The organism is Psychrobacter sp. NPDC078929 (assembly GCF_050267985.1).
Classification (GTDB): Bacteria; Pseudomonadota; Gammaproteobacteria; order Pseudomonadales; family Moraxellaceae; genus Psychrobacter.
The window spans coordinates 35,236-58,565 of record NZ_JBNNFX010000003.1 but is presented as its reverse complement, the minus strand read 5'-3'; the positions used below and the strand labels follow the sequence as shown (position 1 = coordinate 58,565).

Sequence of the window (23,330 nt, the reverse complement as noted above, 5' to 3'; positions counted from 1 at the left end):
TTGAATGTTCACTAATAAATTTTCACTAATAAAAGCTAGTGAACATTCTCATTAGACGCTTTCGATCGTGCCAGCAGGCAATACTGAAATAACAGAAGCACGTTGTACTTTGACGTCAGTATTGTTGTTTAGGCTCACGACGGCGTAATCGCCTTCGATTGCTTTGATACGACCCATTAAACCACCAGCAAAAATGATTTCACTACCAACGGTTAATGCGTTAACCATGGCACGGTGCTCTTTGGTACGCTTAGACTGCGGGCGAATGACCAAGAAGTAAAAAATTGCAAAAAACGCAACAGGCAGTAAAATCTGACCGAATAGACCTGCAGCACCTGCAGTCTCTGGTGCAGCATGGGCAGCTTGAATAAATAAGCTCATAATATCTCTCAGTAAGTCATAGACAATAATAAAATTAGACGCATAGTAACAAAAAATCCCAGACATGGTAACTGTTAATCATAGGCTGAGCGTGTTTTTCTTAGCGTAAGGCATACTATCAGCCAATGGGTAGGACAACAATGTTTTTACTATATTCAGATAATCTATATAAAGCCTCAGGCTAAATAGCTGTCATGAATTGGCTAGTAAAGATGTCGTCATACAACCGTTAATAGTAGGGCAATAAAAGTCATCAAAAAACAAAAACTTAAAAATGGTGACTTATTGTGAAATGGTATCATCAATGCTACTATCAAATGGCAATGATTGCATGGATTTAGTATGCTACATATTGAACCATATTACGGCTTATTGAAGCATAGTATGGCTTTGAAATAGCGATTAAATCAGCTTTGAGTAACTATTTATACGATAGACAGATGTCTTTTATTACTTTGTTAAAGATAATCTAAAAATCAATATAAATTGCTCATGACATTATCTTCCTTTTACTCTTTTTAGGTTACCTAACTTGTTCACCACTTTTATGTTTGTACCTCGTTTATGTCGTCCGCGCGCTCATCGTAAAGACGCATCTGCAGAACCTCCCCCGAGAATGACTACTAGTTCTCGATTTGGTTATACTTCTTTTTCAGCACTATCTGCATTGGCAATTCTTATGCTACCGCAGGCAGTGTGGGCAGCTGGTGCTGTATCAACATCCAGCGAGGCGGCAGCACCAACTGCGCTTAGCGTTTCTTTATTGATATTTTTTGTCTTACTCGCTATTGGCGTTTCTTTTGTCTGTTCATTAGCAGAGTCTGTTTTGCTGAGCATGACGCCATCGTTTATTGCGGATGTACAAGAAACCAGTCCCAAAAAAGCAGAAATGCTTAAAAGCCTGAAAGTGGACAATATTGACCAGTCACTAGCCGCTATTTTAACGTTAAATACCGTTGCCCATACACTTGGCTCTATCGGTGCGGGTGCACAGGCTACGATCGTCTTTGGTAGTGCGTGGTTTGGTCTGTTTTCTGCCCTCATGACGCTTGCTATCTTATTCTTGTCTGAGATTATCCCAAAAACTTTGGGTACAGTTTACTGGCGTCAACTAAGTGGTCTGGTTGCTTACTTCGTTCGCGGCATCATCATGCTCTTGTATCCATTAATCTGGTTCTCAGAGCGTCTGACCAAATTATTAGTACGCGGTAAAGAGCCGCAAACCTTTAGCCGCCGTGAATTTGCTGCTCTTGCTAGTATCGGTGAAGAGTCAGGTCAAATCGATCCACTAGAGTCGCGTATCATTCGTAACTTGCTCGCATTTGGCGCGATTAAAGTCGAAGACATCATGACCCCGCGCTCGGTGATGCTTGCATTTGAAGAGAATAAAACCGTCGCTGAACTATTGGTTGATCGTCCAAAGCTGACATTTTCTCGCTTGCCAATCTATGATGGTGATTTGGATAACATTACAGGGTTTGTCCTAAAAACGGACATGCTGTTGGCTAAAGTTAACCATGCTATGCATAAGCCGTTGACGCAGTTTCAACGAGACATCACTTTTGTTTTCTCTAAAATGAAGCTGTTTGATTTGTTAGAGTTGATGCTAAAAAACCGTATACATATTGCGATTACAGTCGGCGAATATGGTGAAGTTAAAGGACTTGTCACTTTAGAAGATGTATTTGAGACATTGTTAGGTCTTGAGATTGTTGATGAGATAGACCGCGTCGAAGACATGCAGGCCTTGGCTCGTCAGATGATGGATAGACGGGTAGAGCGTTTGGGTATGAAGCTCAGCGATGATGAGCAATATGAAGATAGTAATAGCGAACCTAAGTCTTAACGAAATCTTAACTATGCCCTAATGAAGCCAAACTCTAACGTTGATAACTTAACCATAGTATTGATGGTTTAAAAATGGTCAGCTCATTATGGGCTGACTATCAAACTAGAGCTGCAAAGCATCTAACCGTTTAAGCTAGGATTTATAGCATAAAATGTTAAGAGTATTGGATTTGATAGCTTGGGTTTTTATTCGCAATAATTACACAGGGTGTCACATGGCTGTGAGAATTCGATGATAGGCTCGGCATATGATATGAGTATACTTATATAGATATATCTATACAGATACACTGCCAAAATAAATGATAAAAGAGCGTTAATCGTCACTATATGACACTAACGAAAAAAATATCGCTAAGGATTATCATGAAAAAATTATTGGGAAATAGGCTATTAGCTCTATTGGTGAAAAGCGCCAGCATCACTGCAGTCGTAGCAGTAGCTAGCACCATCAGTATCAATGCACAAGCGGCAACTATGACCGAGGACTTGGTACAGAACTATGCCGCCGCAATGAAAGCATCAGCGAATAGCCAAAGTATCAATCAGGTATCGCGCCTAGTATCAGATGACGCGCTTATTTCTTTATCTAGAAAAGGTAAATCTACCAGTTTAGATAAAGATGCGTATTTAAAGCTGCTTCAAAACAGCTGGAATGATACGTCTAATTATCGCTATGATATTTCGGTAGATAATGTGGTGATTACTGGTTCGCAAGCCAAAGCTAATGTGACGACCAATGAGAGCTGGGTAAAAAACGGTCAGCAAGTATCATTTGTTACCACATCTCGTGTGACCTTGACCTTATCTACTGGTAATGCAGTGCTCTTGCGTGCCGTGTCTCAAGTGGCTATTAATTAAGTCATCATCGAGTAAGCAAGACTCAAAATACAATAGGTAACATAAACGATAGCTGATTGAGCTAGCTGCAATTTCGACCTATAAAAAGTCTTAGCTGGCTAACAATAGTCATTACTTAGTTTTATAGGCTACTTAAGCGTCTATTATTATCTTTTATATTAGGCTAGTCTTTGCTTTATATTGCATACTATACTATCCATCAACTTTATCTTATTAATTTCTGTCGTTAGGAAACCTCCAATATCATGTCTACTGTGCTATCACACTCTCGCTCATTTATTGCGTTGCCATTGACGCTTGCGGTATCCACTTTACTGATTAGTGCGTGTAGCAATACATCAGCGGTAAAAAACAAAGGTGCGACCAATAGCTCATCTGTCATCACCAAAAGTCCTACCAATCAAGGGGCCAATACAGGTAGTGCAGACTACTCAACTGCATTTTTAGATGCAGAGAGTTTGGATGAGTTGGCTGACTTGTTAGAAGCCACTGACATGACCATGGTAGAAGGTAATCAGCTTGCTATTCAGCAATATGGTGATTTGTGGAATCGTCTACGCGCAGGCTACCGCATGAATGGTGGTAAGCCAATCTATAATCAGCGCATTGAAGGTCAAAAAAGCTGGTTTACCAGTAGACAGGATTATCTAAATCGTCTAACTGCACGTGCCAGTCGTTATATCTATCATACGGTACGAGAGGCAGAGCGTCGCAATATTCCAACAGAGCTTGCCTTGTTACCAGTTATCGAGAGCTCTTACGATCCAAGTGGTACTAGTAGTGCGGCAGCGGCGGGCTTATGGCAGTTTATCCCAAGTACAGGCCGTATCTATGGCTTGAATCAAAGCAGCACTTATGATGGTCGTCGCGATGTTATCGAATCGACACGTGCTGCCTATGACTTTTTGACAGCATTGCACAACCAGTTTGGTAGTTGGGAGCTAGCATTGGCTGCTTATAACGCTGGACCTGGCCGTGTACAGAAAGCAATCGATGCCAACGCAGCGCGCGGACTACCAACAGACTATTGGTCGCTTCAATTACCGACCGAAACGATGAACTATGTGCCGCGTTTCTTAGCTGTAGCCGAAATCGTCGCTAAGCCTGAGCAGTATGGTGTGTATCTACCAGCTATCGCTAACCGTCAGCATTTCCGTAGTGTACCAGTTAACTATGGTGTGAGCTTGGCAGAAGTATCGCAGTTAACTGGAGTCAGCTATGATGAGCTAGAGCGTCTAAACACTGCACTGACATCAGGCCGCGTTGATTCTTCAGGTCCACAGCGTGTCATCATTCCTAACGACGTCAGCCTCAATGCTGATGCCAAATTAAGTGGGCTCAGAGGTAACGGTACAGGCAATGTACTCGCCTCAAACAACGCAGGTAGCTCAAGCACGACAGCGACTACGCCAAGCTATAATAACAAACCCTATACTGCCTCATCACTACCGTCTACTGGTAGTGCATTGGCTGATTATGCCGCTAACGCAAGTGTACCTCAGCAGACTACCAGCTACATCTCACCATCTGCGACGCCAACTAGCAGCTCGGTATACAGTGGCAATTCTTCAGCTCGTACTGAGCCACCACTGACCACAGCAGAGACTAACAAAATCAATGCTGAGCTTAAGAGCAGTAACAGTCTACCGACTACCTCAGCTCAGATTACTCAGAACAATACGATTGTCCAAGAGCCACCGCTTAGCAAAGAAGAGCGTGATTTCATCGCCAATCAAATCCGGAGAAATACCTCTGAGACCAATGTTATCAATGCTGATGGCAACATTAATCTATCAGCCGTACAAACACAGCAGTCTATCTTAGAAGCGAGTGGTGCAGATAAGAAACTTAGCTTTGCCAAAACCTCGGTAAGTAAGCCAAAACCTCAAGGCACTCGTACCACTTATACGGTCAAACGTGGCGATACGCTCTCGAACATTGCGAGTCGAGCAGGGGTTAGCTGGCGTGATATCGCAGAATGGAACCAGATAGATGCCAGTGCCAATTTGCTCTCTGGCAGTACGTTATATCTATATAATGCCAAGACTATCGAGCCATTGAGTACTGCTAATAACGCCGCCGCTAGTCAGCCTGACAGTTACGTCGTACAAGGCGGTGATACGCTTATCGGTACGGCTAATCGTTTTGGCTTATCGGTCACTCAGCTAGCCAGCTATAACAACCTGAGCAGCCGTGCTGATCTGCTCAGAGGTCAGAAACTATGGCTCATACCGGGTAAAGTGACTACACCTGCGACGACACCTGCAGCGCCTTCTACCAAGCCGAGTAAATCAAGCACTGCGACCAAAAACTATAAAGTAAAAGCAGGGGACGGATTAATTGCATTGGCACGTCAATTCAATGTGTCGACAGATACTTTAGCCAGTCTCAACGGTATCAACAGCACAAGTTCGCTATATGTTGGTCAGACGCTTAAAGTGCCAGCCAGTGTTGATTTCGATGCTACAAGTACGACAAGTGCTAGTAGTAGTAACAGCTCAAGCTCGGTCGCGACCACCAATTACAAAGTAAAATCAGGTGATACGCTGATTGGTATTGCGAACAGCATCGGAGTGAGTGCAACGGAGCTGGCTGCAGTAAATAGCAATTTTGATGCAAAGGCTCGCTTGCAACGTGGTCAAACGATTAAAGTTCCTGCTACTAAAGAGTTGGTTGACCGTCAGCTGAATGACAAAGCGGTCAGCTACAAAGTAAAATCAGGTGATACCTTAACGGGTGTCGCTAAACGTTACAATATTGGCTTAAGTGATTTGGCATCAGCGAATAATTTAAATACCAATTCGAATCTGATACTGGGCCGTACTATCACTATCCCTGCTAGCGGCAGTGTGGTAAGCGCATCTAGTAGCAGCCAAAGTAGCAGCTCTGCTGCTAGTAGCAATAGTAGCTCAGCAAGTAGTGGTACGAAATTAGGTAACACTGAAAGCTACAAAGTTAAATCTGGCGATGGTTTGATTGCTTTGGCACGTCAGTTTGGCATATCGGTAGAGGACTTGGCAGCGACCAATGATCTAGCGACCAATGATCAGCTACAACGCGGCCAAACACTTAAAGTACCAAAAGCGACAGTAAGCTACACGGTTGGTTCGGGCGACAGCTTGATTGGTCTAGCACGCAAATATGGTGTCTCAACCCAAGAGCTGGCTGATATGAACAATATCGCCGCTGATACTATGTTGCAGCGCGGTCAGCGTCTGACTGTACCTAATCGTTAACGAATAAGATATTAATGGATACCGTTTATATAAGGCGTCACTAATATTAATCGTATCGCACAAAAAAGCTGCTCTTTATAAGAGCAGCTTTTTTTATTTAATAAGAATAACTTATTTTGAGAAGTCAGCTTGCAAATCGCCTAATAATAGCTACAAATTAGACCGTCTGAGTTTTAATAGTTTCAAGATAGCTTCTGATATTACTGACATAATGCATGGCTTGACCATAGCGGCTATTCGACGCTCTATTATCTGCTAAATAAGCATAGACGTTCGCCCAACTCTTATCATCGATACCTTGAGCTCGTAGTTCGCGTTGGATTCTTTTTACCGCATTGGGACCCATGTTATAACCTGCAAGGGCAAACCAAATACGGTCAGTCTTTGGCACATCAGAGAAGTCTGCTTTCACTTGCTCTAGATAGCGTGCACCGCCACCAATACTTTGGTAAGGATCGACACGGTCTGAGACGCCCATCGCTTTTGCAGTGTTGTTGGTCAGCATCATTAACCCGCGTACGCCAGTCGGCGAGACAGCGTTGGCATCAAGGTGTGACTCTTGATAACCCATCGCGACCAGTAGTTCCCAGTCGTGATTGTAATTGCGTGCTTGCTCTTCAAACGAAGATTGATAGTCCGGTAACTTTTCTGTCAACGTTCTCTGGAAGTGATCCTGACTATAGGCATCTTTTAATAAGTTTTGATTGTAGAACGCAGCAAGTTTTTGTGTGTTTTGTAGCTTGATGCTATCGCACAAAAAGTAACTGGCTTTTCTAGACAGTGGATCATTGGATGAGCTAAACGTCCAACTTACCTTAGGATGTAGACCATTTTTAGTCAGACTAGAATCATAACCACAGCTAACATTGATAGACGATAGATTTAACTGGCTTTTTAACTTAGTGCTAGCCGTAGTCAACGCCATGTCAGCATTGCCTGTTCTTAGTGCTTTTAGTGCCGCTTCTTCACTGGCATAGGCTTTTAGATTGATATCGACACCGAGCTCGTCGGCATAAGTGCGCACCAGATCAAAACCAAAACCATGTTGGAAGCCATCGGTAGCAAAATAAGTGCTATCGCCTGGTACTGCAGCAATGGTCAAGGTATTTTCCAGCATGACATTGTCATAGGCTGGTACCGATGTGTTCATGGTCGTCAAACTCTCAGCAGGCAACGAGAGTAGAGCGATACTAGAGATTTGTGCCAGCTTCTTGGTTCTGGCAAAATGATTAGACGCAATAGGGGTAACGGATGAAACGATGTTACTTTTGGTGTTCAGTAGGCGTTTAGATGGACGCAGTAAATAAGAAATACGGCGTTTGGCCCCTTGCGCAGATACTTTTACACGATAAGTAATACGCTGCATGGATGTCTCCTGATTTTAGCCATCCTTCTTACCGCAAAAACACGTATAAATATATGTGCATAATATTGACATATATCGATATCGTATCTTAAATAGAGTGGCATTTTTAATAGGATGAATGCCACTCTATCTTGTTTGACTATAGCGCCACTAGCGTACTCTCTCTAAGAGTTAGTGGGATAGTTTGTCGTCAGCCAGCTATCGATATGTCATAAAAGCGTTCTAAACAGTGTTTATAAGTACTGGTTTAAAATACTGAACGCACAACAACGCGAAGGATATAAATCAGATGATTCCTTCATCGATAACTAAATATGGCTAGTGGCCAAACAACTATATATCAAACATAGGTAAGGTCATGATTAAGTTATTGAGACAAAGACATCGCTTGAAACATTGATGTAAGGTTTTGCCAATGAGGCAAATACATTCATCTGTTTTAACTATGCTAACTTTGATGGCTGGCTATACTTTGAATCACTAATATTAATTTACTAGTAATAGAATAGCTGGCTACTAAAGTTGTTTGTCTAGCAATGAGGGTAAGCAAAATAACCAGAATTGATAGTTTATAGCTGTCTATCAAACTGACTATGTCATACCGTCATCGCGACACCAAAAATAAAAAAATACCATGCCGCTAACATATATAGTGCAAACATAGTATTTCAATGGATAGCGGCTTAAAATCTTATCGCTGATATAGCATGATAAAGTTTTAAACAACTACCAGCATTATTTTGGTGCCATAACCGGAAGCTGTAATAATGGGAAGTTTCATGACAAAACGTTCTTTCTTACGGGTAGTAATATGCGGTTACTAATTGCATTATTCAAGTGGAGTTAAGAAAAAAGCGATAAAACTTAACAATTGAGATATAAACGGTTAATTTTCCAGATATTTGGTACATAATAATCAAAAATAGAATAACAAAGTTTAAATAGTAGTCAAACTAGACTTTATGCTTATGCTTATGCTTATGGTTTGACTATAGCTGTTAGCAAGTCTAGTTTGGCTTTTGAACTATCGTTTCCTTTATAAGCTTTTCTCTATCAATGACAGCCGTTTAAAATGGCTTTTTAAGTGGTTAGTTTATGCTGGATTTTCGATATCGATAAAAGTAACTGGTAGACCAAATTTTTGAGCGACTATCTCTCCTAATGCTTGAATACCGCCACATTCTGTCGCATGGTGACCACAAGCAAAATAGTCAATCCCAAGCTCACGCGCGCTATGCGTGGTACGCTCAGATATCTCACCAGAGATAAACGCATCACAGCCCATAGTAGCCGCTTGTTCAATCATATCCTGCGCACCGCCCGTACATATACCCACACGTTCGATCAGCCTACCATTTGTCTGAGCAGAAGAGTCTGCATGATACTCAGCTGAAATATGTAATGGCGCGCGACCTAAAGCTTGAGTAATGGTGGCAATGAGATCGTCAGCACTTTGCGGTGTACAAGTAGCGATATTGCCAACAGGATGTGACTCGGTAGGATAGAGCGCACCAGTAATCGTCATGCCGAGTACGTCAGCAAGTTTTGCATTGTTGCCAGAGATAGGGTGCGCGTCAAGCGGTAGATGATAGCCAATCATAGAGATACCGTGTTGCATCAACTTGCGCACGCGTCGACCTTTCATACCAGTAAGCGTAGCAGGTTCACCTTTCCAGAAGTATCCATGATGCACCATAATCGCATCGGCATTGTTAGCAATCGCAGCATCAATTAGGGCTTCACAAGCCGTGACACCAGTGACGATACGCTGAATCGGGCGTCCACCATCTACTTGTAGGCCATTTGGCGCATAGTCTTTAAACACGCTGGTAGATAAGTAGTCGTCACAGAACTGTGTCAACGCCTGAGCGCTAATGCTTTGAGTATTGGATTCAGCTGTCGTATGATTTGCAGTCATTATGTGTTCCTGTCATCAATAAAATGTAGGTCGTAAGGTGCTGTAGATTAACTAAGCAAAAATTATGTATTATCTGTCATGTTTGAGAGTGTTTGGTTTTGATCTTTTGACTTTATGTTCAATTCTCAAGATGCTTAAGTGTTGAGTATCGTAAAAGCTATTTTAACATGCCGTTGTAAGCAAGCAGACAAGCTGGATAACTGAAATGGTACACGATACGTTACTATTTACTGGTATTGCGGTTATAATTTATACACGTGAGTCTGCCTAGCTGTATAGCATTTGACTATCTGATGAATGGGTCAAGATTAGCTAAGCGGTCACTATTATCTCACTTCGTTTTTCACTGTCTGTTTGCAATAAATTTATAGAGGTTTTATATGTCGTCATCCCGGAACACCAATAACAAGGCGTCTTTATTAAAATGGTTACCTTGGGTCTTATTGCTGCTAGTGTTGGCAGCGTTTATCTGGTTGTTCACGAGTATGAAGTCGACATCGGAGGCTACATGGGAGCCGCCGAGAACCCCGCCTGCTGAGCAGCAAGCAGCAGAACCAGTGTCGGACACGCCAGCGCCTATCTCTTCTTATCATAATGCAGTTGCGCGTGCGTCGCAGTCTGTAGTCAATATCTATACGACACAAACGATGACCGAGCATCCTTATATGGATGATCCCGTACTGCGCCGGTTTTTTGAATATCATGGTGGCCCATCACAAGAGCAGGGTAATACCAATTTAGGCTCTGGTGTAATCGTATCAGAAGATGGCTATATCGTGACCAATGCCCATGTGATCGAAAAAGCAGATGAGATCACAGTCGCGTTTAATGATGGTCGTAAGAGTCGTGCCAGAATCATTGGTACAGATCCTGATAGTGACCTAGCTGTGATCAAGGTCGATATGACAGGGCTGACACCACTTGGCTTCCGCGAAGATCCGATTCGTGTGGGCGATTTGGCCTTAGCGATTGGTAATCCATTTGGTGTGGGTCAGACAGTGACGCAGGGGATTATCTCAGCGACTGGTCGTACTGGGCTGGGCGTCAATAAATTTGAAGACTTTATCCAAACCGATGCGGCGATCAATCCTGGTAACTCAGGCGGCGCACTGGTCGATGCTCACGGTGAGCTAGTTGGTATCAACACCGTCATATTCTCGCGCTCTGGTGGCTCGATGGGTATTGGCTTTGCGATTCCAACGGCACTGGTTGAGCAAGTGATGAATGCTTTGATTAAAGACGGCCGTGTCAGTCGTGGCTGGTTAGGTATCGAGATTCAGTCACAGCTACGTGATCCAACGCAGTTAGAGACATCAACAGGCGTAGAAGTACTAAACGTCATTGATAACAGCCCAGCGGCGAAAAGCGGTCTACGCGTCGGTGATATCGTCCTAACCATCGACGATGTCGAGATGACAGATGCCAATACCTTGATTCAGTATGTTGCTCGTAAGCCACCAAATACTGAACTGGATGCACAAATATTGCGTCAAGGTAAAAACGCCCAAGTAAAAATCACGCTAGAAGAGCGTCCAGCACAAGAGCCACTTGAGCGTCCTGTCGTACTACAAAATGAGAGCATGGGCGGAATGGAGCAGCCAACCATCCAAGGCGATGAAGAAACGCCAATGATGTCAAAGGCAGAGCGTGATCGTATGCGTGAAGAGCTGATGAAACTGTTTGAACAAGATGCCGCATCGCAGTAAGTTGTGGTGGTTCTTATCACTAGGTGCTGACTCATTATGTATATATGAGTCAGCACCTGCATTTAGCTGATAACAACAAAAAGCGCGCTCCTTATCTAAAGGAGCGCGCTTTTTGTTGGAGCTGATTGTTTGAATTTTAAAGGCTAGGTTTATCTATACGTAACGCTGCTATAACTTTTCGATTGGGTCATGATTGATATAAATGACGCCTTGCACACGGCAACAGCAGGGCAGGATCTCATCTTCTTCAATCATCGCCAATGGGTCAAATGGATAATCGACCGTATGCGAGCTAGCAATACGTTTGACTCGGCAGCTACCACAGTAGCCTTCGCGGCATTGATAGTTTACCTCGTGTCCGGTGCGTAGCAGTCCATCTAGCAGACTCTCGTCATCATGTAGATAGAACTGCTTTTTACTGGTCATTACCCAAGTCATCGTTAATCCTATTGGGATATGTCTGTGCTATTGCTATCCCTACTATTAACCCATAAGACGATTACAGTGGTAGAAATTTTATAATTTCAAATTTCTACCGCTCAAGCCTTTATCATTCAAAGTCTTTCTGGCTCAAAGCTCTTATAATGTAGATTCTTATAGCGCAAAGCTCTTACAATTCAAAGTCGTCAAAATCACTATCTGATAAATCAGAGTCAATCTGACCAACCAAGTACGAGCTAATCTCAGTCTCTTGCGGTGCTACCTGCACATTGTCAGACGACAACCACGTATTGATCCACGGGATTGGGTTTGATTTTGAGTTCGGGAACGCCGCTGGCAAGCCGACGGTCTCCATACGCAAGTTAGTGATGTATTCGATATATTGGCAAAGGATGTCTTTGTTTAGACCGATCATCGAGCCATCTTTGAACAGATAGCCTGCCCATTCTTTTTCTTGCTCGGCCGCCTTGCGGAAGATCTCAATGCTTTCTTCATAACACTCTGCGGCAATCTCGACCATCTCAGGATCGTCACGACCGTTGCGCATCAGGTTCAGCATGTGCTGAGTACCTGTCAAATGCAGCGCTTCATCACGAGCAATTAGCTTGATGATTTTGGCATTACCTTCCATCAATTTACGCTCAGCAAAGGCAAACGAGCAAGCAAACGACACATAAAAGCGAATGGCTTCTAGGACGTTGACTGCCATGATGCATAGGTACATCTGCTTTTTCAGTGATCTCAAATCAACCGTGACTTGCTCACCATTGATGTTGTGCGTACCTGGCCCGTACAGGCTATATAGCTGTGAGTTGCGATACAGCTCATCATAGTACTGAGCGATATCAGAGGCGCGGCCTAAGATGTGCTCGTTTTGCATAATATCATCAAAGATAATGTTTGGGTCATTGACGATATTACGAATGATATGGGTATAGCTGCGTGAGTGAATGGTCTCGCTAAATGACCATGTCTCAATCCACGTCTCAAGCTCAGGGATAGACACTAGCGGCAGTAGCACCACGTTTGGACTACGACCTTGGATAGAGTCGAGTAGGGTTTGATACTTGAGGTTACTCAAAAATATATGCTGCTCATGCGACGACAGATTGCTAAAGTCGATACGATCGCGTGATACATCGACTTCTTCTGGACGCCAAAAGAACGACAACTGCTTTTCAATCAATTGCTCAAAGATAGGGTGCTTTTGTTGGTCATAGCGCGCCACGTTGACGGGCTGACCAAAGAACATCGGCTCTGTTAGCGCATTGTTTGGCGTTTGAGAAAAAATCGAGTAAGTCATGGGACTGCCTTTATAATTGATACGGTTATTAATTTATAGGGGTGTGACTGGTTTTGATTTGATGTTATGACACGTTTTTGGATTATAGCGTTTTAGCTTAGAGGTTCTCTAGTGATATCTGTGAGGACTCTTGTCCATCGTTCATATAGGCTTTGAATATCTCGCTCAGCTCACTATCATCGAGTGCTTCTAATTCATCAAGTGCGCTTTTGCGTAGAGTACTCACATCAGACTCTTCTGCTGCTGTTTTTAAGTCTTTTTTAGCCGCGCGCGATACTGGTTTTTTGGCTGTTTTTGCCACGCTTTTTTTGGCGACAGTTGTCTTTGGCGCTTCATTCATACCTAACTGCTGACGCACCTCTGCAATATCAACCTCGACTTGTACGATATGCGAGCCACCATCGTTTAGGTCTGAAAATACGTTTGGGATAAACAAACCACCGTCTTTGATGATTGCGGTATATTGCACATGACCTCCGTCGTTTTAATTCTATCTGTATGTTTTCATTATAACAGTAGCCAATCCCGCCTACCGCTTGTATCTGCTTTGCCGCTGGCGTGCAGTCTATCGTGTCTGACCGCATTCCTGTTGTCTCGATACTACGTTCAGTCACAGACCGCATCGCCATCGTCTTCAGCAGGATACCGCTATAGTCGGGGCTAAAAAGCCTTGTTAGGGCGTCTTTCTTTTTTCTTAACGATTCTTCTGTTTGGGCGTAATTTGTAGGGTGCGCCTCGCGCACCTTTAAACTAAGTAGCAAAGCTTCAAGCTGGATCAATATGCAATACATGATGGAACATTTTATGTATTTTAAAGTGTTTTGCTCGACTACAGTCTAAGTTAGTTTTATACGAAGAGTTTATAAAAGACCAATCAAAGTTATCAGGTCTATTGTTAGATATACCTAAAATACCAGTTCTATAAAAACAGCTTAATATTTCGTTGAATATATATTCCATACTGTTTTTATTATTACTAGAATCAGATTGAGTATGTTCGTCCCAGAAACTTATGATTAATGAGGCTAAACTATCATTTGCTTCATATGATTTTAAATTGGCATAAATATCGACTAATTTATCTGACCAATTATATTTAGTAATTATTTTATCTCTTGAGAAAACTTCATCAGCTCCATTCAATAGACTGATTAAAAACTCTAAAGACGGATATATATCTAACCATTCTTCATACAGAGAGCTCAATCGCTCTTGCGAGTACTCTTTTTCTGCTGCTAAGATAGATGGCCAATCTATCTTGGTTTTGCTACTTGCCTTATCAAAACAATGATTCACAAATTGTAAAACGTCTCTAGGTCTCAAAAAGGTTCGTTGTACTATATAGTCCCAAGGATCTCCTCCTTTGCCTTGAGGAGTAGGAAGCAAATCATTAAAGTCAACTTGAGCATTGGTATACTTATGTTTAAATACATATTGAACACGGCTATTTACCAACTCTTTGAGGCTAGCTTCATTCCATTGAATTTTATGTATGAGCGATTTTATTTTGTCTTCTTGGAAACCACTATCACGAGTCTCATCTAAAGTTATTAAAAATAAGTCTACTCTCAATGAAATTATGATTTTAATATTTTTTACTTTTTGAAAGTATTTTATTTCTTCAATCAAAGATCTAATCAATCTATATTTAATATTACTACTCGTCCAGTTTTCATCAAGCTTATCGATTAATATATAATATTTTTGCTTAGTGTCTACAAAAACGTGTGAATTTAAAAGACCAACTATTTTTGATAGCTTAGCAATTTGAACATCGTTAACCACCTTAGTTGCACGATGAACTATCTCTGTTTTTTGCTCGTTTGAAATGCCAATACCTGTGTTTGCTTTAGCTCCAAAATCATAAATGCTAGCATTAACTTCACCTTGTACTGTAGCATCAAATTTATTAATAATTTCCTTAAGATTTTCTTCGGTCTCCATCCAATAAGTATCAGACCATTCTTTTAAATACTGTATTGCTGATTGCTCTTCTGGACTCTTAGACTTGTTAAATAAATCAATAAGGTAGTTTGTTAATGTTTTTTCTGAGTCCCAATCTGGATACTTAAGCTTCAACAGTTCACTTGAGAGTACGTGCCTCCAAAGATATCTATAAAATAAATTTAAGTTGACCCCTAGTTCGTCAAGCATTGGAATAACATTTGAGTTATCTATAAACCTCAATGAAATATCTTCAAGATCTAAAAATTTCGAATTATCAGTTGTTTTCCCAATTTTTATTAGCCCAGCTGTTTTTCCAGCTCCAGTTCTCCCTAGTATTATAGATTCACTCTCGCTACAGTCTTTTAGCTCTTCCAACAATCCATTATCTTGAAAACAGTGCTCAAGAAATTTTTCGTCGAACTCCGCATCAAGTTTGGCAATTTTTGTATTAGGTTTTATTATTATTTTATCCATATTCTGATCCTTGAATGGGATATTACTATTCTAATAATATTAAATAAAAACAAACAGCGAGCTTAACCCAAAAGCCAAACTCGCCATTCATCAATAGCTTAAATCTTACATGCACCGCCAGCACAATCATCTTCCATATCCGCTTGGGCATCGTTCGCACCATCACGAGTGTTATGGTAGTACAACGTTTTTACACCCATTTTATAAGCGTTTAGCAAATCTTTTAGCAATATCTTCATCGGTACACGGCCACCTGCATAACGAACGGGATCGTAGTTGGTATTGGCAGAGATACTTTGATCGACGAACTTCTGCATGATAGCGACCAGCTTTAGGTAACCGTCATTGTTTGGCATTTGCCATAGTAGCTCGTACTGATCTTTTAGCTTATCAATCTCAGGCACGACTTGCTTTAAGATGCCATCTTTTGACGCTTTGATAGAGACCAGACCACGTGGTGGCTCGATACCGTTGGTCGCGTTGGCGATCTGGCTTGAGGTCTCAGACGGCATCAAGGCAGTTAGGGTAGAATTGCGTAGACCGTGCTCAGTGATCTCGCCACGTAGCGTTTCCCAGTCTAGATGTAGCGGCTCTTGGCAGATTTTGTCCAAGTCGGCCTTATACGTATCAATCGGTAAGATACCTTGTGAATATGTAGTCTCATTGAACGCAGGGCACGCGCCTTGCTCTTTTGCCAATTTGTTTGACGCTTTCAAGAGATAGAACTGCAATGCTTCAAACGTCTGATGGGTTAGACCAAGCGCGCTGTCGTCAGAGTAGCGTGCGCCATTCTTAGCTAAGTAGTAAGCATAGTTAATCACGCCCACACCAAGCGTGCGACGACGCATACTGCCGTTTTGAGCCGCTTTTACTGGATAGTCTTGATAGTCGAGCAGGGCATCAAGCGCACGGACGATTAGCTCGGCTGGCTCTTCGATGTCGCTGACGTTTTCGACTTTACCCAAGTTAACCGCTGATAGCGTACAAAGCGCGATTTCGCCTTCTTCGTCATTGATGTTATCCAGTGGCTTGGTTGGTAGCGCGATTTCCATACATAGGTTTGACTGGCGAATCGGAGCAACCGTCGCGTCAAATGGGCTATGCGTGTTGCAATGATCGACGTTTTGGATATAGATACGACCCGTACTGGCGCGCTCTTGCATCATTAGGCTGAACAAATCAGCAGCTGGGATTTGGCGGCTACGTACGTTAGGATCGTTTTCGTACTTGGTATATAGCTCTTCGAACTTGTCTTGATCTTCAAAGAACGCATCATATAGGCCTGGCGTATCGCCTGGTGAGAATAGCGAGATGTCTTGGCCTTTGATTAGGCGCGTGTACATTGTCTTGTTTAACTGTACGCCGTAGTCCATATGACGGACACGGTTGTCTTCGACGCCACGGTTGTTTTTGAGTACCAGTAATGACTCAACTTCTAAATGCCATAGTGGGTAGAACAACGTCGCAGCACCACCACGTACGCCGCCTTGTGAGCAGCATTTAACTGCCGTTTGGAACAGTTTGTAGAATGGGATACAGCCAGTATGCTGCGCTTCGCCGCCACGGATAGGGCTACCAAGGGCACGAATGCGACCTGCGTTGATGCCGATACCAGCACGCTGTGATACATAGCGTACGATGGCGCTAGTGGTTGCGTTGATAGAGTCTAGGCTATCACCACATTCGATCAATACGCACGAGCTAAACTGGCGCGATGGCGTACGCACACCTGACATGATCGGCGTCGGTAGTGATATTTTGAATTCTGAGGTCGCATCATAGAAGCGTTTGACGAAATCAAGACGATCTGACTTGTCGTATTGGCTAAACAGACACATACCGACGAGCATGTATAAGAACTGCGGGCTCTCATAAACGGTTTTGCTGACGCGATCTTGCACGAGGTATTTACCCGCCATTTGCTCAACAGCAGCATAAGCAAGGTTCATATCGCGCCAGTGATCAAGATACTCTTCTAACTCATCAAATTCAGCACGGCTGTAGTCAGCTAGGATGTGCTGATCGTATTTACCAGCGTCAGTCAAAGTTTTGACATGGTCATACAGATGCGGCGGGGTGAATTTGTTATAAGCAATCTTACGTAAGTGGAAGATAGCCAAACGCGCAGCCAGATATTGATAGTCAGGCGTGGTTTCAGAGATTAGGTCGGCGGCAGACTTGATGATGGTTTCGTGAATGTCACGAGTTTTGATACCTTCATAAAACTGGATGTGCGATTTTAGCTCAACTTGCGATACTGACACATTTTCTAAACCATCAGCCGCCCACGCGATTACCTTGTGAATTTTGTCTAAATCAATAGGCTCTAAACGTCCATCACGTTTGGTTACTTGGATTTTGTCAATATGTGTCATGCTGGCCTCTATTTTGATTGCTTATTGTGATGCTGCGCGCCAAAGCAGCGGCAGACATTCTTTATAACGCTATTATGCGGGGTTGTGCTAGCTGTTTTTTTGGGCAAAAAGCTACCACTACTCATAGTGACGGTTAAAATCACTGAGTACTACATATAGCGTTTTTGTTAATTGGTAGGCACAATATAGCGGGAAAATTTTGAAAATACTATATTGATTTTAGAATAAAACTATGTTGCTACAAGGTTGTAGGCAGTCCAAATTTTGGCAAAGGACGATGGGATAAGGGTTAGACGCAAATGCGGTCAATAATAAAATTTTTGTAAAAATTTCGTGACGATTTGCTTTTCATTCTCTCGGTTATTGTCGACTGATAATGGGAGTCATGGCGGCAATAATGCGGGCGCAGATTGTACATCAAACCGCAAAAAATCGCCACCCATAACTTATTACTAGCGAGTGACGATTTGGACTAAAAAGGCGTGAAAGTTTTTTATGCCACTTATAAAACAATACGAACCGTTTTTGCATTATCAAGTGAGGCATAAAGCGCATTCACTTGCTCAGCAGCGGTGAGGTACAAATTGACCCGTGCCGAGTGAAAGCGACCTGTTTTAGATGGCTTAACTTCGATAGACGCCAAATCAAAATCAGGGAATTGGCTACCCAAAATCAGCTTTACTTCATTAAGCAAACTCTCACGCTCGCCTTCATGACCGATGATGCTTAATGGGTAGTTCATCGGGAACTCCCAAAGCTCTGGGTTTTGAATATCGGTCTTTTTGCCTACCAATGCGCCTTTATTTGGCGTCAGGTCAGTGACCTTAACTGACGGCTGATTGCTGGTTGGGTTATTTGCATTGTTGTCGTTGTTGTCTTTTGAATCATCACTCATGATATGAGCCTCGCTTATATAGGTAAATAGAAAAAAGTTAATCAGTCATTAGCAGTAAATAATTAAGTAACTAACATTAAGGCATTCGAAAATCGCTGCTATAGACATTCAGTTAGTTAGACATCTGCTCAAATCATGCCAAAATCATAACGCCAAAAGCTGAGACAGGCTCAGTGTAGACATTAGTGGCACAGTCGATTCAATTTAAAAGTAGTACAAGGCAACCGAGTGTAGATGTACATGTGATACTTCAAGCGAGGTTAACACTGTCATACTTTTATAGTGGAATGGCTATATTAGGCAGAGAATATATGCACTGTTTATAGTGGTCTATGGACGATTATTCAAGTAAAGTCTGTATTTAGTCTGTTCTATTAAGCAGTATAGGTGAATTAGCCTTTGTTAATGGCTGTTAATAAAAGCTACTGCAAATAGCCATTGATAGGAGTGATATCAGGTGGAATATCTGTCTCTCCCAATGCTTCTCGCAGGTTAATCTCGATAGTGCGTGATAAGGCAGTCAAAGGTAATTGGTTAGCCGCCAAGCCAAAAGGCTCTTCTAACTCTTCACTAAGCGCATCCAAACCAAAAAAGGTATAAGCAATCACCGCACAAATCAACGGGGTCGCCCAACCGAGTGATGCCACCAAGCCAAAAGGCAACATGATGCAATACAGATAGGTCGTGCGATGTACCAGCAGCATGTAAGCAAATGGCAGTGGTGTGTTATGTATGCGCTCGCAAGCTGCCAGTACAATTGTCATAGAGGTCAGGCGCTCGTCCATGTTTTGTATGACTTGCTCCGATACCAGTCCCTGACGCCGAATGTCGCTTAGCTGCTTACCCATCAGGCGCATTATATAATCAGGTACGTTTTTCGCTTGGTGCATACGGGCATGATGCCTCGATGCGACAAAAGGCTCGATATCCGCCCAAGGTGGCGTACCACGCAATCGGTGGCGCACCGCATGGGCAAACGCAATGGTCAGATATACCATCGTTCGCTGAGTATCGCGTCCAGTTGCATTGTTATCCTCGCTATCATCTATGGCAGTCGCATCGTCCTCATCTATAAAAGACAGTACTTGGCGCGTTAAGCTACGAGAGTCATATACCAGCTGACCCCACAGTCCGCGCGCTTCCCACCAACGCTGATAACTGGCATTGTTTCGAAACCCAAGAAACAACGATAAGGCAATCCCGAGCAAGGTAAACGTTGCCATACCATAATAAGGAAACGAGTCAGGCATCCAGTGCTGAATAATCGTGATGAGCGTACTAAGAATAGTAATCAGCAAAATTTGCGGATAAATTTTTGGAATGATTGATCCACGTAGAGTGAAAAATATCTTAAGGGCATTGGGTGTTTGCCGGACAATCATGTCAGTTTCCTAGCGATGGGGTACATGTAGACACTATTAAATGTCTCGTGTGATTCTAATATAGAATCGAGATCTGTAAAGCCCAAAAGGCTATAAATTTATTCAAACAAAAGAGTAAGGTGATTACTTAAGCTCGGTAATTGGGATAGCTAAAGGAGTTGAATGCTCGGCAAAAAGGGAAATGTTTTTATTAATCTACTTTATGTATGTTAAAATGACGCCAAATATCACTTCTTAACTCTATAAAAGCTGTCACCACAGAGATGAATACGCCACCCTAGCTGTACCCCTCCTCAGTAATGATTGCTTCCTATAGCAATTACTCTCATAAAGCGTCTGACGCTTTTTCTTGTGCGCATGCACTGCTTTAACGTTTGTATCACTATTCGATATATCTAATGGATCGTAAAGATTACCCCACTAAAAGTACGTTATGACGATCACTCGCTAACTATGAACGTTCACATTTTTATATTTGTCATTTGATAGGCAATGGGCAAAATACCTAGATAGAGATGTACTTAGATAAAGATGTACCTAGATCGAGATGCGTCAAACTTTTCATGTGAGCTGATTTTTAACTACTTTTTAGATACTTTCCAAATAGATGCTTTCTAAATAGTGATTAGATACTTCGTTTATTGACAGACTAAAGCAGTTCTCCAAAACTGAGTTAAATATGTTAAATACAATTAAAGAGCATTGGCTATCCAATGTGAGAGGCGATGTCTTGGCTGGCATGGTCGTCGCTTTGGCGCTTATCCCTGAAGCGATTGCATTTTCTATCATTGCCGGTGTGGACCCCCAAGTAGGGCTCTATGCCTCGTTTTGTATCGCGGTAGTGATTGCGTTTGTTGGTGGTCGTCCAGCGATGATTTCGGCGGCGACTGGTGCGATGGCGCTACTAATGGTGACGCTGGTCAAGGATTATGGATTGCAGTACTTGTTAGCAGCCAGTGTGCTGACAGGTGTTATACAGATTATATTTGGCTTCTTAAAGCTGGGGAATCTGATGAAATATGTGTCGCAATCTGTGGTACTGGGCTTTATCAATGCCTTGGCTATTTTGATTTTTATGTCGCAGATTCCTGAGCTGATGCCGCAGGCAGGTTCAAACCTAGTACACGTATACGGTCTTGTGGCCCTAGGTCTAGTCATTATCTATGGCTATCCATATATTCCAAAGATTGGTAAAGTGATTCCATCGCCATTGGTCAGTATTGTACTGGTCACGGCTATAGCCATCTTATTAGGTGCAGAGGCTCGAACCATCAATGATATGGGCCAACTGCCTGATACCTTGCCGATGTTTTTGATACCTGATATCCCGTTGAACTTAGATACATTGATTATTATTTTCCCGTACTCTATCAGTCTGGCGATAGTTGGCTTACTTGAGTCTATGATGACCATGACTATCGTAGATGATTTAACTGATACCAAAGGCGACCGTACGCAAGAGTGCAAAGGTCAAGGTATTGCCAATGTGGTTAGTAGCTTTTTTGGCGGTATGGCAGGCTGTGCGATGATTGGGCAGTCTATCATCAACGTCAAATCAGGCGGTTATACACGTCTTTCTACTTTAGTGGCAGGAGTATTTTTATTATTGATGGTGGTGTTTTTAAGCGATTGGCTAAAGATTATTCCAATGGCCGCATTGGTCGCTGTAATGATTATGGTGTCTATCGGTACTTTTAACTGGGGTTCCTTTAAAGAGCTAAAAACCAAGCCGCTGCAAAGTAATGTGGTCATGATTACGACCGTTGCTGTGGTGGTCGCAACGCATAACTTGGCCTATGGCGTATTGATTGGCGTGCTGCTGTCAGCATTGTTCTTTGCCAATAAGATTGAGCGCTATATGAGTGTGCATAGTCACATGAATGAAGCAGCGCAAACGCGTTATTATCGAGTGGACGGACAAGTATTTTTCTCATCAGCAGAGCGTATGATTGACTCCTTTGATATTAAAGAATCTGTCTCTAACGTGGTCATTGACGTGTCGCGCGCGCATTTTTGGGACGTGACAGCAGTCGCCGCCATAGATAAAGTGATTATTAAATTTCGCCGTGAAGGCACTGAGGTAGAGCTCATCGGTTTGAACGAGGCGAGCCAGGCGATGATAGACAATTTCGGTGTGCATGATAAGCCAGATGCTGAGCAAAGCTTAGGCGCGCATTAAATTAGCTATGTATCAATAGTGTCATATTGATAAATATTATAAAGCTGAGTATATCTCGGCTTTTTTTATGCAGATTAAAACCTGATTAGAAGACTATATTCTTTTATGGATAAAGTTTTTACAAGCTAATAGGATGGCAGAAGAGAAGGAATAGCTAGAAGGGAAGAAGTACTGGTTTGGATGATGCGGTATGAAGATAGTTAATCGTTATATTGAAATATCTAGATGTTTTTTAACAAAGAAAAATAGCTCTAAAGATTATGAGAAATTTTTAAAGCTTCAACAGCTCTTTTTCAACTTCATTGAGAAATGCTTCGATGTTAGCTTCATGACGCTGATAAAACGTCCATTGTCCATGGCGTTCGGACGTAACCAATCCTGCTTTTTTTAACACACCCATATAATTTGAAATGGTTGATTGCGACAATCCAGCTTTTTCTTGGATGTAACTGACGCATACACCATCCAGATTAGCATGCTCTGGTAATGACGCTGGAAAGTTAGACCTGTCTTTCAACCACTTTATGATTTGGCGACGCATGGGGTTGTTAAGTGCAGATATTATGTTTTCTGTATTCATAAAATGTGTGATATCGATACCTAGTTAATAATCAACAACTGTCAGAGTGGAACATTAGGTTTTTAGTTTACTCATTATGAGTATAAACACTAAAGCGGTGTAGAATCTATCTACCACCAATGTGTCAACCATATACAAATAAACAGCTACTAGTAAGATACTGCTTATAACTAGCGTTTATATTCTGACTATACGTTTCTATAACAGTAGAGTATACAGCCAAAACTAGATTAATTATGACAGTTGTACTGTCTAGTCATCGGAATATTGTCGAATAGTAATAATATATGACGGGTAAAAAAAGACTCTTTCAAACCGTATTTAATACTAAACGTTGTTACGCCTGACTTATTAAATCCACGTCAGTTCTTTGCCAAACCAGCAGTAAAATAGTATTAGAAAGCTTCTGATATGACAAGGGCGTGTTGAATATTCAAC

At 42.2% G+C, this 23,330-nt stretch carries 16 protein-coding genes; 5 read left to right on the top strand and 11 right to left on the bottom strand.

What is annotated here, in order from left to right; translation table 11 throughout:
• Window positions 1-51: 51 nt before the first annotated feature.
• On the bottom strand, window positions 52-381 hold the full coding sequence (gene yajC / locus ACQKCG_RS02585) for a preprotein translocase subunit YajC (RefSeq protein WP_057759529.1): 330 nt from the start codon (window positions 379-381) through the stop codon (window positions 52-54).
• A gap of 547 nt (window positions 382-928) precedes the next feature.
• On the opposite strand from yajC, the gene ACQKCG_RS02580 reads away from it, so the two are divergent.
• The 3 genes from ACQKCG_RS02580 (at window position 929) to ACQKCG_RS02570 (ending at window position 6,326) form a co-directional block, all read left to right on the top strand.
• Window positions 929-2,227, top strand: a complete 1,299-nt coding sequence (locus ACQKCG_RS02580) for a CNNM domain-containing protein (RefSeq protein ID WP_165597340.1) — start codon at window positions 929-931, stop codon at window positions 2,225-2,227.
• A gap of 368 nt (window positions 2,228-2,595) precedes the next feature.
• Window positions 2,596-3,090: a hypothetical protein gene (locus tag ACQKCG_RS02575; protein WP_427585018.1), complete on the top strand. Its 495-nt coding sequence runs from the start codon at window positions 2,596-2,598 to the stop codon at window positions 3,088-3,090.
• Window positions 3,091-3,335: 245 nt separating this feature from the next.
• Window positions 3,336-6,326, top strand: coding sequence for a LysM peptidoglycan-binding domain-containing protein (locus tag ACQKCG_RS02570; RefSeq protein ID WP_427585016.1), 2,991 nt, complete (start codon window positions 3,336-3,338; stop codon window positions 6,324-6,326).
• 157 nt (window positions 6,327-6,483) lie between these two features.
• Here ACQKCG_RS02570 and ACQKCG_RS02565 read toward each other — a convergent pair whose 3' ends face one another.
• On the bottom strand, window positions 6,484-7,692 hold the full coding sequence (locus ACQKCG_RS02565; protein WP_160020845.1) for a transglycosylase SLT domain-containing protein: 1,209 nt from the start codon (window positions 7,690-7,692) through the stop codon (window positions 6,484-6,486).
• Between the two features lie 1,093 nt (window positions 7,693-8,785).
• Entirely contained in the window at window positions 8,786-9,610 is an 825-nt protein-coding gene (locus ACQKCG_RS02560) for a Nif3-like dinuclear metal center hexameric protein (RefSeq protein ID WP_427551760.1), read from the bottom strand.
• 380 nt (window positions 9,611-9,990) lie between these two features.
• Here ACQKCG_RS02560 and ACQKCG_RS02555 point away from each other — a divergent pair, with 380 nt between their 5' ends.
• Window positions 9,991-11,316 (top strand): S1C family serine protease, encoded by a 1,326-nt coding sequence (locus ACQKCG_RS02555; protein WP_201571344.1) that lies wholly within the window; start codon window positions 9,991-9,993, stop codon window positions 11,314-11,316.
• Between the two features lie 168 nt (window positions 11,317-11,484).
• Here the strand turns inward: ACQKCG_RS02555 and yfaE are convergent, their stop codons facing one another.
• The 7 genes from yfaE to ACQKCG_RS02520 all read right to left on the bottom strand — a co-directional run bounded on the left by yfaE (window position 11,485) and on the right by ACQKCG_RS02520 (window position 20,133).
• Window positions 11,485-11,754 (bottom strand): class I ribonucleotide reductase maintenance protein YfaE, encoded by a 270-nt coding sequence (gene yfaE / locus ACQKCG_RS02550; protein WP_101205363.1) that lies wholly within the window; start codon window positions 11,752-11,754, stop codon window positions 11,485-11,487.
• A gap of 172 nt (window positions 11,755-11,926) precedes the next feature.
• The gene (gene nrdB, locus ACQKCG_RS02545; protein WP_290176118.1) at window positions 11,927-13,060 is read right to left on the bottom strand and encodes a class Ia ribonucleoside-diphosphate reductase subunit beta; all 1,134 of its coding nucleotides are present in this window, start codon (window positions 13,058-13,060) and stop codon (window positions 11,927-11,929) included.
• A gap of 97 nt (window positions 13,061-13,157) precedes the next feature.
• Window positions 13,158-13,529 (bottom strand): hypothetical protein, encoded by a 372-nt coding sequence (locus tag ACQKCG_RS02540; RefSeq protein ID WP_427585014.1) that lies wholly within the window; start codon window positions 13,527-13,529, stop codon window positions 13,158-13,160.
• A gap of 296 nt (window positions 13,530-13,825) precedes the next feature.
• Complete coding sequence (locus ACQKCG_RS02535) at window positions 13,826-15,481, bottom strand: P-loop ATPase, Sll1717 family (protein WP_427585013.1); 1,656 nt, start codon at window positions 15,479-15,481, stop codon at window positions 13,826-13,828.
• Between the two features lie 98 nt (window positions 15,482-15,579).
• Complete coding sequence (gene nrdA / locus ACQKCG_RS02530; protein WP_114701006.1) at window positions 15,580-17,856, bottom strand: class 1a ribonucleoside-diphosphate reductase subunit alpha; 2,277 nt, start codon at window positions 17,854-17,856, stop codon at window positions 15,580-15,582.
• Between the two features lie 502 nt (window positions 17,857-18,358).
• Window positions 18,359-18,649, bottom strand: a complete 291-nt coding sequence (locus tag ACQKCG_RS02525) for a YbeD family protein (RefSeq protein ID WP_057762424.1) — start codon at window positions 18,647-18,649, stop codon at window positions 18,359-18,361.
• 524 nt (window positions 18,650-19,173) lie between these two features.
• Entirely contained in the window at window positions 19,174-20,133 is a 960-nt protein-coding gene (locus ACQKCG_RS02520; RefSeq protein WP_427551690.1) for a bestrophin family protein, read from the bottom strand.
• A gap of 679 nt (window positions 20,134-20,812) precedes the next feature.
• Here ACQKCG_RS02520 and ACQKCG_RS02515 point away from each other — a divergent pair.
• Complete coding sequence (locus tag ACQKCG_RS02515) at window positions 20,813-22,312, top strand: SulP family inorganic anion transporter (RefSeq protein WP_427585012.1); 1,500 nt, start codon at window positions 20,813-20,815, stop codon at window positions 22,310-22,312.
• Between the two features lie 271 nt (window positions 22,313-22,583).
• On the opposite strand, the gene ACQKCG_RS02510 is transcribed toward ACQKCG_RS02515, so the two are convergent.
• Window positions 22,584-22,892, bottom strand: a complete 309-nt coding sequence (locus ACQKCG_RS02510; protein ID WP_101204781.1) for an ArsR/SmtB family transcription factor — start codon at window positions 22,890-22,892, stop codon at window positions 22,584-22,586.
• Between the last annotated feature and the right edge of the window lie 438 nt (window positions 22,893-23,330).